Origin of the sequence: Pseudoponticoccus marisrubri (assembly GCF_001482405.1) — a bacterium.
In the GTDB taxonomy this organism is placed as follows: domain Bacteria; phylum Pseudomonadota; class Alphaproteobacteria; order Rhodobacterales; family Rhodobacteraceae; genus Pseudoponticoccus; species Pseudoponticoccus marisrubri.
Window position 1 is genome coordinate 710,100 of record NZ_LPXO01000001.1, and the last position, 12,425, is coordinate 722,524.

The 12,425-nt window shown below is 67.9% G+C and carries 12 protein-coding genes; 3 read left to right on the forward strand and 9 right to left on the reverse strand.

What is annotated here, in order from left to right; translation table 11 throughout:
- Nucleotides 1-2: 2 nt before the first annotated feature.
- The 4 genes from AVJ23_RS03495 to AVJ23_RS03510 form a co-directional block, all read right to left on the reverse strand.
- Nucleotides 3-950 carry a calcium/sodium antiporter gene (locus tag AVJ23_RS03495; protein WP_058860728.1) on the reverse strand — a complete coding sequence of 316 codons (948 nt, stop codon included), beginning with the start codon at nt 948-950 and terminating at the stop codon, nt 3-5.
- Between the two features lie 2 nt (nt 951-952).
- Nucleotides 953-1,129: a hypothetical protein gene (locus AVJ23_RS03500; RefSeq protein WP_205626826.1), complete on the reverse strand. Its 177-nt coding sequence runs from the start codon at nt 1,127-1,129 to the stop codon at nt 953-955.
- A gap of 1 nt (nt 1,130) precedes the next feature.
- Nucleotides 1,131-1,925 carry a S49 family peptidase gene (locus tag AVJ23_RS03505; protein ID WP_058860730.1) on the reverse strand — a complete coding sequence of 265 codons (795 nt, stop codon included), beginning with the start codon at nt 1,923-1,925 and terminating at the stop codon, nt 1,131-1,133.
- Nucleotides 1,926-2,016: 91 nt separating this feature from the next.
- Nucleotides 2,017-4,206 (reverse strand): primosomal protein N', encoded by a 2,190-nt coding sequence (locus AVJ23_RS03510; protein ID WP_058860731.1) that lies wholly within the window; start codon nt 4,204-4,206, stop codon nt 2,017-2,019.
- A 107-nt stretch (nt 4,207-4,313) separates the two neighbouring features.
- Here AVJ23_RS03510 and fsa point away from each other — a divergent pair, with 107 nt between their 5' ends.
- The gene (gene fsa, locus AVJ23_RS03515) at nt 4,314-4,967 is read left to right on the forward strand and encodes a fructose-6-phosphate aldolase (protein WP_058860732.1); all 654 of its coding nucleotides are present in this window, start codon (nt 4,314-4,316) and stop codon (nt 4,965-4,967) included.
- A 23-nt stretch (nt 4,968-4,990) separates the two neighbouring features.
- On the opposite strand, the gene AVJ23_RS03520 is transcribed toward fsa, so the two are convergent.
- Nucleotides 4,991-5,833: a DUF6206 family protein gene (locus AVJ23_RS03520; RefSeq protein ID WP_058860733.1), complete on the reverse strand. Its 843-nt coding sequence runs from the start codon at nt 5,831-5,833 to the stop codon at nt 4,991-4,993.
- Nucleotides 5,834-5,888: 55 nt separating this feature from the next.
- Entirely contained in the window at nt 5,889-6,530 is a 642-nt protein-coding gene (parA, locus tag AVJ23_RS03525; protein ID WP_058860734.1) for a ParA family partition ATPase, read from the reverse strand.
- A 116-nt stretch (nt 6,531-6,646) separates the two neighbouring features.
- Between parA and AVJ23_RS03530 the strand changes: the two genes are divergently transcribed.
- Nucleotides 6,647-7,318, forward strand: coding sequence for a hypothetical protein (locus AVJ23_RS03530; RefSeq protein WP_058860735.1), 672 nt, complete (start codon nt 6,647-6,649; stop codon nt 7,316-7,318).
- Nucleotides 7,319-7,354: 36 nt separating this feature from the next.
- On the opposite strand, the gene AVJ23_RS03535 is transcribed toward AVJ23_RS03530, so the two are convergent.
- The 3 genes from AVJ23_RS03535 to AVJ23_RS03545 all read right to left on the reverse strand — a co-directional run bounded on the left by AVJ23_RS03535 (nt 7,355) and on the right by AVJ23_RS03545 (nt 11,839).
- A complete protein-coding gene (locus AVJ23_RS03535; protein WP_058860736.1) occupies nt 7,355-9,646 on the reverse strand; it encodes a glycosyl hydrolase family 28-related protein in 2,292 nt (763 codons plus the stop codon).
- Nucleotides 9,647-9,769: 123 nt separating this feature from the next.
- Entirely contained in the window at nt 9,770-10,186 is a 417-nt protein-coding gene (locus AVJ23_RS03540; protein WP_058860737.1) for a DUF4864 domain-containing protein, read from the reverse strand.
- Between the two features lie 75 nt (nt 10,187-10,261).
- Nucleotides 10,262-11,839, reverse strand: a complete 1,578-nt coding sequence (locus AVJ23_RS03545) for a lysine--tRNA ligase (protein WP_058860738.1) — start codon at nt 11,837-11,839, stop codon at nt 10,262-10,264.
- Nucleotides 11,840-11,997: 158 nt separating this feature from the next.
- Here AVJ23_RS03545 and AVJ23_RS03550 point away from each other — a divergent pair, with 158 nt between their 5' ends.
- Nucleotides 11,998-12,420, forward strand: coding sequence for a tellurite resistance TerB family protein (locus AVJ23_RS03550; RefSeq protein WP_058860739.1), 423 nt, complete (start codon nt 11,998-12,000; stop codon nt 12,418-12,420).
- Nucleotides 12,421-12,425 lie beyond the last annotated feature (5 nt).

The window sequence follows — 12,425 nt, forward strand, 5'->3', positions numbered from 1 at the left end:
GGTCATGTCAACACGAGCAGGACATAGCCCACATACAGCGCCGACAAGACCACGCCCCAGATCCGCGTCAGGTCGCGGCGCAGGAAGACGAAGGGCACCAGCAGGATCGAGGCGCCCAGCATCACCCACAGGTCGAAGCGCAGCAGGTTCGGATCCACCGGCATGGGCGCGATGAGCGAGGCCACACCGATGATGGCCAGCAGGTTGAACATGTTCGAGCCGATCACGTTGCCGATCGCCACGTCGGCCTGCCGCCGGATCGCCGCCATGACGGTGGTGGCCAGTTCCGGCAGCGACGTGCCCAGCGCGACCAGCGTCAGCCCGATCACCGTGTCGGGCACGCCAAACATCAGCGCGATCTCGGACGCGCTGTCGACCAGCAGGTCGGCGCCCAGCGGCAGGCCCACAAGGCCCAGCGCCAGGAAGAGCAGGATCTTCCACCACGGCATGTCGGGGTCGGCGCCCTCGGGCTCTTCGACCTCGGGGTCGGGCTTGCCGGCGCGGCGATGGGCCAGCGCCTCGCGCACGGAATCGCCCAGCGCCAGCGCCAGCACCGCCAGCAGTATCAGCCCCGCGATCCAGTCGAACACGCCGCGGAAGGCCAGCCCGATGAACAGCACCGAGCCCGCCAGCATCACGAGGTAGCTTTTGCGCGTCTCGCACTGGCTGGTATGCATCACGGTGATCAGCGCGGGCACACCCAGCACCAGCAGCACGTTTGCGGTGTTGGATCCCACGACATTGCCCAGCGCGATCCCGGGCACGCCCTCCAGCGCCGCCTGGACCGAGATCAGCAGTTCCGGCGCCGAGGTGCCGAAGGCGACGATGGTCAGGCTGACGATCAGGGCGGGGATGCCGACACGCAGCGCGAGGTTCACCGCCCCCTTGACCAGCGCGTCGCCCGCAAGCAACAGGATCAGGAGGCCCAGAACCGCATAGACGAAGACCATGCTCAGCGTTTCTCCTTGGCGCAGGGACAGGGACCGCTTCCGATACGGAACCGCCCGCAGCGCTTGCAACGTTTCGAGCTCAACCGGTCGAGATGGCGCTTGCCGGGCACGCGCAGGCGCCCGAACATGGCCAGCACGGCCATCACTGCCAGGAAGAGAAAGACAATCTTGACGACCACGTCACAGCCCGAACCGGGCAAAGGCGGCACGGTCCTCGATCTCGGCCAAGGCGCCGTCCACCGCCTGCATGCCCAGCCGCGGCAGAAGCGGCTTTTTCGCCTCGTAGCGGCGGAAGCGGACCTTGTCGCCGAAGCGCTCCTTCATCTGCGGCACCAAGTGCCCCACCCCGTCGGCCAGCCCGACATCGACGGCGGCCTGCCCGATCCAGACCTCTCCGGTGAACAGGTCGGGATTGTCGGCCAGCTTGTCGCCGCGCCGGTCCTGCACCTGCGCGATGAAGGTCTGGTGCAGCTGTCCCAGCAGCCGGTTGAGCCGGGCCACGTCTTCTTCCTTCTCGGGGCGGAACGGGTCCATCATGCTCTTGGACTTGCCGGCGGTGTAGACGCGGCGTTCGATCCCCTGCCGCTGCAGGAAGACATGCGCCCCGAAGGAGGCCGAGATCACGCCGATCGAGCCCAGGATCGAGCTGGGATCGGCCCAGATCTCGTCCGCGGCCGAGGCGATCCAGTACCCGCCCGATGCGGCCACGTCTTCGCAGAAGGCGTAGACCGGTACCTCGTTCTCCTCCGACAGGCGGCGGATGCGCGACCCGATCAGCGAGGATTGCACGGGCGAGCCGCCGGGCGAGTTGATCTCGAGCGCGACGGCATCGGGCTTGCCCTTGAACGCCTTCTCCAGCATCTGCGCCAGCGAGCGGTCGCTCATCGAGGAGCGGCCGGGCGCGCCGATGGCACCCTGCAGCCGCACGACCGACACGCGCGGCGCCTTGTTCATGAACGGGATCCAACGTCTCATGGGCAGCGATGTAGACGCGCGGTGTCGGACAAACAAGGCGCAGCCCGAAAAGACGCGTGCCTTGTGGCGGATGCGCCGCGCGGGCGGGTGGCTAGAAGAAGCTTTGCGGGTCGATATCGACGGCCAGCCGCAGATCGCCCTTCAGCCGCACCGGCGCCAGCCACGCGCCGATGGCCCCTTGCAGGGCCACGCCCTTGGGGGCCTTGACCAGCAGTCGCACGCGGTGGCGCCCGCGCACCCGGGCGATCGGCGCCGGTGCCGGGCCCAGCACCTGCGCGCCCACCTGCCGCAGCGGCGCATCGTTGCGCGCCAGCCAGTTGCCCAGGTCGAAGACCTGCGGCATGTCCTCGCCCGACAGGATGACCCCGGCCAGCCGCCCGTAAGGCGGCATGCCGGCAGCGCGGCGTTCCTCGGCCTCGGCGGCCCAGAACGCCTCTTCGTCGCCACCGAGGATCGCGCGGATCACCGGGTGCTCGGGCTGGTAGGTCTGCAGCAGCGCCTGTCCCGGCTTCTCGGCCCGGCCCGCGCGCCCCGCCACCTGCCGCATCAGTTGGAAGGTGCGCTCGGCCGCGCGCAAATCCGAGCCCTGCAGCCCCAGATCGGCGTCTATCACGCCGACCAGCGTCAGGTTGGGGAAGTTGTGCCCCTTGGCCACCAGCTGGGTGCCGATGATGATGTCGGCGCCGCCCGCGGCGATGGCCTCGATCTGGGCCTTCAACTCGCGCGCGGTGCCGTAGAGATCCGAGGACAGCACCGCCACCCGCGCCTCGGGGAAGAGCGCGGTGGCCTCCTCGGCCAGCCGTTCGACCCCCGGGCCCACCGGGGCCAGCTTGTCCTCGGCCTCGCAATGCGGGCAGACCGTGGGGATCGGCCGGCTCTCGCCGCATTGGTGGCAGACCAGCCGCTTGAGGAAACGGTGTTCGACCATGCGCGCATCGCAATGGTCGCAGCCGATCTGCTGGCCGCAGGCCCGGCAGAGCGTCACCGGCGCATAGCCGCGGCGGTTCAGGAACAACAGCGCCTGTTCGCCGCGCTCCAGCCGCGCCACGACCGCCTTGCGCAGGCTGGGCGAGATCCAGCGCGCCGCCGGCAGGTCCTCGCGCCGCATGTCGATGGCGCGCATCTCGGGCAGCACGGCCGGCCCGAAGCGCGAGACCAGCTCCAGCCGCTGGTACTTGCCCGCCTCGGCATTGGCCCAGCTTTCCAGCGAGGGCGTGGCCGAGGCCAGCACCACCTGCGCGCCCAGGATCGAGGCGCGCAGCACCGCCATGTCGCGCGCATTGTAGAGCACCCCGTCCTCCTGCTTGTAGGAGGTGTCGTGTTCCTCGTCGACGACGATCAGCCCCAGCGACCGGAAGGGCAGGAACAGCGCCGAACGCGCGCCCACCACGACCTGGGCCTGCCCCTCGGCCACCATCTTCCAGACCCGGCGACGTTCGGTCATGGTCACGCCGGAATGCCATTCCGCCGGGCGCCCGCCGAAGCGCGCGGCAAGCCGGGTCAGGAACTCGGCCGAGAGCGCGATCTCGGGCAGCAGCACCAGCGCCTGCCGGCCCTGCCGCAGCGCCTCGGCCACGGCCTCGAGATAGACCTCGGTCTTGCCAGAGCCGGTCACGCCCTTGAGCAGCACCGTGCCGTAGCGGCCCGCGCGCTGGCCTTCGCGCAGCACCTCGACCGCCGCGGCCTGGTCCTCGGTCAGGTCCTTGCCGCCCAGCTCGGGGTCGAGCCGCGGGAATGGCGTGTCGCGGGGGCTTTCCTCCTCGACGATGGCGCCGCCGGGCAGCAGCCCCTTGACCACCGAGGATGTCACGCCGGCGGCCTCGGCCAGTTCCTTCAGGGTCAGCGCCAGCCCGCCCATCTCTTCGGCAGCGTCCAGCACCCGGCGCCGCGCATCGGTCATGCGCGCGGGCTCCCCTTCGCCGCGGCGATAGACCTTGCGCATCGACGGCGGATCGCCCAACCCCGGCGCCCGCGTCGCCAGCCGCAGCATGGCGGGCAGCGGCGTCAGCGTGTAGGCGCCGGCCTTCTCTAGGAAGAGCCGCATCTCCTCGCGCATGGGCGCGGCATCCAGCACGCGGATCACCGGGCGGATCTTGGCAGCGTCGAAACCGCCCTGCCCGGGCCCCCAGACGACGCCCAGCACCTTGCGCGGCCCCAGCGGCACCTCGACGAAGGCGCCGACAAAACAGCCACCCTCGGGCGCGCGGTAATCCAGCACCCGGTCGAGCGGCTGCGTGGTCAGCACGCCGACCCGCTCGCCCTCTGCAAAGAATGCGTCCATCACCCCAGTCCCGTTAGCGATAACCACTCCGGGCTTTCGACCCGTCCGTCCTTGGGGTATGACACGGGTCAAGGAATGCCAAGCACAGCCGGGAGGGCCAACGCGCAATGAAATTCTTTGTCGACACCGCCGATATCGACGCGATCCGCGACCTGCACGCCCTGGGCATGGTCGACGGGGTTACCACCAACCCCTCGCTCATCAACAAGTCGGGCCGCGACATCCTGGAAGTCACCAAGGAGATCTGCGACCTGGTCGAGGGCCCCGTCTCGGCCGAGGTGATCGCCACCGAATCCGACGCGATGATCGCCGAGGGCCGCAAGCTGGCCGAAATCGCCGAGAACATCGCCGTGAAGGTGCCGCTGACCTGGGACGGGCTGAAGGCCTGCAAGGTGCTCAGCGACGAGGGCCGCATGGTCAATGTCACCCTGTGCTTCACCGCCAACCAGGCGCTGCTGGCCGCCAAGGCGGGCGCTACCTTCATCTCGCCCTTCATCGGCCGGCTGGACGACCTGAACATGGACGGGCTGGAGCTGATCGCCGATATCCGCGAGATCTATGACAATTACGGCTACGAGACGCAGATCCTCGCCGCCTCGATCCGCACCGCGAACCACATGTCGGAATGCGCCAAGATCGGCGCCGACGTGGCCACCGCACCGCCGGGCGTGATCCATGCCATGGCCAACCACGTGCTGACCGACAAGGGCCTGGCCGCCTTCCTCAAGGATGCCGAGGCCGCGGGCATCAAGATCGTCTGACCGTCTCGGGGCGGGCCGCGTCCTCAGACGTTCGGCTCGCCTTGCAGGCCCATCAGCTTGCGCATGCCCGTCCAGATCGCCGGCAGTTTCGGCGGGGCGGACATGCCGGCCACGGCCTCCTCGGCCCAGGGCGCCATTTCGCGCGCGGCAAAGGCGCGGCCCCACTCAAGATAGGCGTCGGCATGCTCCGGGCGCAGCCGGCAGGCCGAGCCCACCAGCCCGACCAGCGTCTCGGCGGGCGAGTACCATTCATCCTGAATCGCTGTCACGCGGCGCTGCATCAGCGGGCCGACAAGGCGCATGATGCGTTTCTCCGAGAAGGCCAGCAGCAGGCGGCCCATCTCGTCCCGCGAATAGTGGATCAGCGGCGGGAAGGTGTCGAAGAACACCGCCTGCCCGTCGACGATCGCGAAGTTGCGAATCGAGGGGTGGAAGCCGATCCGCCCCTGCTGCCCCTCGGCCCAGTGCCAGAACCGCGCGATCACCGTGCCGGCCTGCTGCATCATCTCCAGCGTCTCCTCCACCGGCGCGGTCTGCATGCGCGGGCGCATCAGGCTGTCGGTCGGCAGCGCCTCCTGCACGATCACGGGGATGGTCACGCCATCCATCTCGAGCAGGTGGAACACGGTCTGCGGCAGCGGCACGCCGGCGGCGACCAGCGCATCGGCGTAATCGTCATGGCAGACCTTCAGCCGCTCCAGCGCGCGCGGATCGGGCAGGCCGCGATAGACCTTGATCACCCGGTCGCCAAAGGGCCCGCCTTCGGGGCGGAACGGGGCGCAGAAATAGCCGAGTTTCGAGATCGTCTGGCCGCGCGCCGCGCTGTCCTGCCGGATCAGGGCGCGGAGGGCATCGAGGTCGGTCATGGGGCTCTCCTTTGGCGCCCGCTCCTAAAGCAGATCGGCGGCAAGGGACAGAGGGTCAGGCAAGACCCAGCCGGGCGGCCACCTCGGCGGTCAGCGCGGACACCTCGTCGCGGGCCGGGCCACGCGCCACCTCCTGCGCGCCGCGTCCCAGCCCCATCGCCTCAGCATAGCCTACGCGGTTGGCCAGCCCGTGCCGAGCCAGCGGCGCGTCGATCTTCTGCACCGCCTGCGCCACGTCCAGCCCCAGCCGCGTGCCGCTGCGCGTGCGGTTCATCACCAGCAGCGTCTCGCGCCGCTCGCGCGCGGCAAGGTCCAGCACGCCCTCGGTGGCCCAGAGATCCACGTGGCTGACCGAGACCGGCACCACCACAAGGTCGGCCACGCGCAGCGCCGGGCGCAGGTCGCTGTCGGCCTTGGGCGGCGTGTCGATCACCACCACGTCATGCGCGGCGGTCAGCTTGCGGCATTCCAGCGAGATCCCCCAGGCCGAAGAGGTCGAGAATTCCAGCCGGTCGCAATCGGCCGGGTCAGCCTCGATCCGGGTCATGTACCAGCGCCCGAGCGAGCCCTGCGGATCGAGATCCACCAGCGCCACCTTCAGGCCCATCTCGCGGAACCCCAGCCCCAGATGCGCGGCCATGGTGGTCTTGCCGCTGCCGCCCTTCTGCTGTGCCACCGTGATGACCCGGCCTGCCATGTCGCGCTCCCCCTGCTGTGCCGGGCCACCCTGCCCCGGCTGATCGGCGGAATCCAGCCACCCGCGCGATTTAACCCGGCCTTAACCAAGGTGAAGGCAGGCTTGCGGCACCTGCCATGCCGATCTGCCGCCTCATATCCCTGCTGCTGGCCCTCAGCCTGATCGCCGGTGACGCCGCCGCCGGCGCCTGGCCGCGCGAGGCCGGGCGCAGCTTCGTGGCCGGCGCGCTGCGCTTCGGCTGGCCGCAGGATCCCGACGGGCGCAGCCTGCGCGACCCGACGCAAGGCTATCACACGCTCTACATGGAATACGGGCTGACGCCGGACTGGACGATCGGGCTGGACCTGGGCCAGTCCATGACCGGCGAGCGCAAGATGCTGGTCTGGGCGCAATACCCACTGCGCAACCTGCAAAGCTATCCCAAGGTCACGGCGCAGCTGGCCTATGGCACCATCGCCGAAGAGGCGATCCTGCGGCCCGGCCTGTCGCTGGGCTGGGGGAGCGAGGGCGGCTGGTTCACGATCGACAGCATGGCCGAGATCGAGATCGACGGCGGCGCGACCGATTACAAGATGGACATCACGCTGGGCCGCAACCTGTCGCGCGGGCGCAAGCTGATCCTGCAGATGCAGACCGGCGCGCCGGACGGGGGCGACCCGTTCGCGCGCTTCGTGCCCTCGCTGGTCTTTCCGGTCACCGACATGCTGAAGATCGAGGCCGGCATGTCCTACGGGCTGCAGGGGGACGAGGCGATGGGGATCAAGCTGGGTTTCTGGGCCGAGTTCTGACGGGCGGCGCGACCGTTGCGCGCCGCCCGTCCCGGGTCACTTGTCCATTCGGATGTTCATCGTGACGTCGCCGACCATGTTCTCGGGCCAGATCACGTGCACCTGGTCCCTCTGGCCGCCCTTGCGCCCCTCGACATAAGGGAAGTGGTTGCGCGTCACGTTCGAGCTGTTGCGCGGGCGCGAGCGGGACACGATGCTCTCGATCTCCAGCGCCTCGCCCTCGAAGGGCAGGCGGTTGTCGGTGGGCACCGTCCAGACCGAGGCATGCGAGTTCTGCGAATGTGTCACTCGCAGCGGGTTCGCCGCCCCCGATTCGACGTTGTGATAGGTATTGCCGACAAAGGTCACGCTGCGCGCCCGCGACATGTCGAGCGGCGCAAAGGTCGTGTCCACCCGCTCGCCGCGATAGGTCAGCCCGCCGATGGTGCGGAACGTGTTGCCCGAGACGGTCAGCCCGTTGATGAAATGGCCCGAACCGTAGGGCTTGATCACGATGCTGCTGAACCACGGCGCCACGCTGGAGGCCAGCATCACGTTGCCGGTGATCGACAGGCCGGCAAAGCCGAACCCGCCGGTGAAATCCGGCTCGGGCTCGCGCTCGTTGGTCCACTCGATGAAGCAGTTGTCGACATAGTTGTTGCTGATCTGCGTGTTGCAGGCGCGCAGGCACAGCACGATCCCCGCGGTGCGCGACCCCGCCGAGGCCGGATCGCCCTGGAAGAAGTGGTTCGCCGTGATGATCGCATGCGCCCCGCTGATCACCGCGAAATGGCGGAACTGCGAGGCCCGGCAGTTGCGGATCTTGACGTCATTGGCGTTGGTGTTGATCGCCACGGTCTGCCGGTCCTGCGACAGGGTGCCCCCCTCGTAGGAGATGAACTGGCAATGGTCGATCAGCATGCCCTGGCAGCCATCCCCGTGCGAGGTGATGCCGCGATGGCCCGGCCGGTTGAAGACGCAGTTGCGGATCACGTTGACCGTGCCCAGCCGCGGCAGGATCACGCCCGAGGCGGTCTCGTTGCACTGGAACTCGATGCCTTCCAGCTCGAACACGTTGATCCGGTCGAAGCCGGTGAAATCCATCATGTACTTGTAGCGGGTGAAGGTATAGCTCTGCCGGCCCACCGCATCCGACAGCGGCTGCGACAGCTCAAGCTCGCCCGCCGCCACGTTGACGCGCCTCACATAGATCTCGCGGCCCACCCCGGCGCCCTGCACAAGGCTGCCCTCGCGGATATTGGCGATGTTGCTGACATCGGTCAGCCGCCACTGGTTGCTGGCCGAGTAGGTGGCCGCGCTGGTCACCGTGATCGGGGTCCAGTTGCCGCTGGACTCGGCGCGGAACTGGCCGTTCCGGATCACCCGGCGCTGCGCGTAGGAGGTCCGGTTGGGCACCGCCGCCTGCATGTCGATGGGCCCGGTGATCGAGATGCGCCGTCCGCCAAGATCCAGGCTCTCGTGATCGGCATTGTTCATCAGCGATTGCAGCGCCTTCTTGAAGGCCAGCTCCTCGTTGCCGCCGAAGGCGTCGATATAGACCGGCAGGCTGAAATCCTTGGTCAGCGACAGGATCGCGCTGTCGGGCATGGTGACCGAGCCCTCGAACTGCACGCGGCTTTCCAGCGTGACCGAGGAATTCAGCCGGTAGGTGCCCTCCGAGACCAGCACGCGCCGGCCATCCGCGGCGGCGTCCGCGGCCTCGAAGGCCGCGCTGTCATCCGCGCTGCCATTGCCCACGGCGCCGAAATCGCGCACGTCGACCCAATTCATCATGTCGCGGTGAAAAACATCCGTGACATCCTCGATCACGATGTCGTCGACCCGCACCACGCCGCCATTCGGCCCGGTCAGGTCGATGCCGAAATGGCCGTAGACCGGCTCGGTCCCCCAGACCAGGTCGACGCCGCTGCGATTGCCGGATCCGACGATGGCCGAGACTTCAACCACCTCGCCATAGCTGGTCAGCGTGGTCGACGGGCCGGTCTTGTCGATGCCGTTCACGGCCGAGTTGTTGGCCCGACCCGCCCAGGCTGCCACCCGAACCGAGGGCAGCGAACCCGCGATCGCCTTGATGCGGGCCGTGATGCGAAGGTAGCAGCCCAGCGGGATCGGCGTCTCGCCCATGTAGCGCAGCTTCTGCGTGCTGGCGGTCTTCTGGATCTCGAGGCATCCGCCGAAATCCTGGTCCGCCGGGACGAAGGCCGCCGTGGCCAGGCTGGCATAGGTGTTCGATCCCGGCACCCCGTCGCCGCGCGACCATTGCCCCAGATTGCCGGCCGAGAAGGCCGGCGGCATGAAGACCAAACCCTCGGTGATCGCCTTGTTCATCCTGATCCCTTTCCTCGCAAGGGGCGCGGAGCGGCCCCGATCGGGAAAGGGAAATATCAACGGGATCTTAAGGCTCTCGGACCCCAGCGCACGGGCCAAGCCCGCACGCCGCAACCGGGTGGCTCAGGCCGCCACGTCCGGTGCCGGCAGGATCTGCACGCCCGAGATGCGCCACGCGCCGTCGATCTGCTGCATGCGGTAATCCAGCACGAAGGTGCGCCCCGCGCCATCGGTCACGATGACCTTCTGCCACAGCGCACCACCGATCTCGCGCAAATCACCGAAGCGCACGTCGCCCGGCCGCCAGACCATGGGATAGCCGTTGCGCACCATCGCCCCGAAATTCTCGGGCGTGCGGAACATGCCCTGGATCGAGGGGCTCGCGAATTCGAAGGCAGTGCCCACGTCATCGGCCAGGAAGGCATCCATCTGCTGCCGGATCACGCCCTCGATCCCCTTGTCGGGGGGCAGCGCATCCTGTGCCATGACCGATCCCGACAGGATCACCGACAGTACCATTCCAAGAATTCCGCCGCGCATCGCACTCCTCCTTGCCGTGAAGGAAAGCTAGCGCGGCGGTCGCCTGCGTCAAAAATGCACGTGGCGGGGGCGCTGTCAGGCCAGCTCGCCGGCCAGCCCCTTCTCGATCAGCGCGATGGTCTCGGCCACGCCGTAGAGCGCGATGAACCCGCCGAAGCGCGGCCCCTGGCTCTGGCCCAGCAGCACCTCGTAGAGCGCCTTGAACCAGTCGCGCAGCGGCTCGAACCCGTGCGCCTTGCCGACGGCGAAGACCAGCGATTGCAGTTCCTCGTCATCATGCGAGCCGTCATGCGTGCGCAGCCGCTCGGCCAGGTCCAACATGGCCGCGTGCTCCTGCTCGGTGGGCGCCCGGAAGACCTTGGAGGGTTTGACGAAATCCTGGAAGTAGCGCACCGCGTGACCCGCCGCCTGGTCCATCCCGGGATGCGTCTCGGGCGTGGCGTCGGGGGCGTATTTCCGGATGAAGCCCCACAGCGTCTCCTTGTCCTCGGCGCTGGACGCGCTGGCAAGGTTCAGCAGCATCGAGAAGGTCACCACCATGTCCGAGGCCGGGACCTTGCCGGCATGGATGTGATGCACCGGGTTGTTCAGCTGCTGCGCCGGCTCCTGCGTCGCATAGGCGCGCAGCTGCTGGTGATACTCGTCAACCGCCTTGGGGATCACGTCGAAATACAGCCGCTTGGCGGTCTTCGGCTTCTGGAACATGAAATAGGACAGCGACTCGGTCGAGGCATAGCTCAGCCACTCGTCGATCGAGATGCCGTTGCCCGAGCTCTTCGAGATCTTCTGCCCCTTGTCGTCGAGGAAAAGCTCGTAGGTGAAATGCTCGGGCGGGCGGTTGCCCAGCACCCGGCAGATCCCGTCATAGATCGGCGTGTTGGTCGAGTGGTCCTTGCCATACATCTCGAAATCCACGTCCAGCGCGGCCCAGCGGGCGCCGAAATCGGGCTTCCACTGCAGCTTGACCTGCCCACCGGTGACCGGCAGCGTCCATTCGCGCCCGTCCTCGTCGTCGAAGGTGATCTCGCCCTTGGCGGCATCCACGTGCTTCATCGGCACATAGAGCACGCGCCCCGTCTCGGGATGGATCGGCAGGAAGATCGAGTAGGTCTGCCGGCGCTCCTCGCGCAGGCTCTTCAGCATGATCTTCATCAGGTCGTCATAGCGCTCGGCCGCGCGCAGCAGGATCTCGTCGAACTTGCCGGACTTGTAGAACTCGGTGGCCGAGTAGAACTCGTACTCGAACCCGAACGTGTCCAGGAACCGCCGCAGCATGGCGTTGTTGTGATGGCCAAAGCTTTCATGCGTGCCAAACGGGTCCGGCACGGCGGTCAGCGGCTTCTGCAGGTGTTCGTGCAGCATCTCGGCATTGGGCACGTTGCCCGGCACCTTGCGCATGCCGTCCATGTCGTCCGAGAAGCAGATCAGCCGCGTCGGGATGTCCGACAGCGTCTCGAAGGCACGGCGGATCATCGTGGTGCGCAGCACCTCGCCGAACGTACCGATATGCGGCAGACCCGAGGGGCCATAGCCCGTCTCGAACAGCACGTGGCCCTTTTCCGGCGGCGCCTTCTCATAGCGTTTCAGGATGCGGCGCGCCTCTTCGAACGGCCACGCCTTCGCGCTCATCGCCAGGTCACGCAATTCGGACATCTGAAACTCTCCTGATTTCCAAGGCGCGGCACCGCTGCGACGCGGGCCCATTGCCCTTGCCACCCTGCCGCGCACCGCGCGCTTCCTATTGCGGGCAGGGTCGGGCGTCAATAAATAGCACCAAGACCCGTACAGGATCAGGACAAGGCCGCCCTTCGATGAATGACACCGCCCAGCCGCTCACCCCGCAGGACAGCCTCGTGGCGCTGATGATCGCCGTCTCGGCCTCGGACGAGAACGTGCGCACCGTGGAACTCGTCAAGATCGACGGCGCGGTGAACTCGCTGCCCGTCTTCTCGGGCTACGACACCGAGCGCGTGCGCGCCGTCTCCTCCATGGTCTTCGACCTGTTCGAGCAGGAGGACGGGCTGGACGCGCTGTTCGGCCTGCTGCGCGACACCCTGCCCGAACGGCTCTACGAGACCGCCTATGCGCTGGCCTGCGACGTGGCTGCGGCCGACGGCACCCTGCAAGAGACCGAGCTGCGCCTGCTCGAAGAGATCCGCTACGAGCTCAACATCGACCGGCTGCACGCCGCGGCGATCGAGCGCGGCGCACGGGCCCGCCACATCACGCTCTGAGCCGG